This window comes from Streptomyces carpinensis, from assembly GCF_002154505.1.
In the GTDB taxonomy this organism is placed as follows: Bacteria; Actinomycetota; Actinomycetes; order Streptomycetales; family Streptomycetaceae; genus Streptomyces; species Streptomyces carpinensis.
On the sequence record NZ_MUBM01000816.1, the window covers coordinates 1 to 752 of the forward strand.

Genomic DNA, 752 nt, shown 5'->3' on the forward strand with positions numbered 1-752 from the left:
GAGTCGGAAAACGGGGGGAGAAGGGGGAAGAAGGAAGAAGACAAGAAGGAGGGAGAAGAAGGCAGAGAAAACAGGAAGGGGACCAGGGGGAGCAGGGGGGCAGGGGAACCTGCGGACGCCGATGGTCAGCGTGGGCGCCCGAGTTCGGTGAGCAGGGCCCGGCGGTCGATCTTGCCGTTGGGGTTGAGGGGCAGCCGGTCCAGGACGGCGATCCGGCTGGGCATCATGTACGGCGGCAACCGGTCGCCCAGTGCCGTGTACAGCCGGTCGGGCACGCAGCCCGGGCCGCTGACCGCGGCCCGCAACTCCGGCTCGCCGTCGGCGGCGGGCACGGTGACGACGATCGCGTCCCGCACCCCGGGCTGCCCGCGCAGGGCGGCCTCGATCTCGCCCAGTTCGATGCGGTGACCGCGGATCTTGACCTGGTGGTCGGTGCGCCCGAGATGGACGAGCCGGCCGTCCCGCACGGTGACCCGGTCCCCCGTCCGGTACCAGTGCCCCTGCTGCGGAGGGCCGTCGCCGGCCGGCCGGTGGTCCTCGGTGAGGAAGCGGCCCGCGTTGTGCGCCGGGTCCAGGTATCCGGCGAAGCGCAGCGGGCCCCTCACGCACAGCTCTCCGGTGTCGCTCGGCCGGCCGTCCTCGTCGAGCAGCAGCAGGTCCAGGACCGGGTAGCCGGTCCCGATCGGCGCGGTGCCGTTGGGGGTGTGCGGCCAGTCGGCGATCTCCTCGGGGAACCGGTAGGCGGTGCAGGA

Annotated in this window: 1 protein-coding gene; it reads right to left on the minus strand. The window is 72.3% G+C overall.

Features of this window, described 5'->3' with window-relative positions:
* Positions 1-125 precede the first annotated feature (125 nt).
* On the minus strand, positions 126-752 hold a 627-nt coding region (locus tag BZY54_RS48970), incomplete at its 5' end, for an AMP-binding enzyme (RefSeq protein ID WP_143668491.1).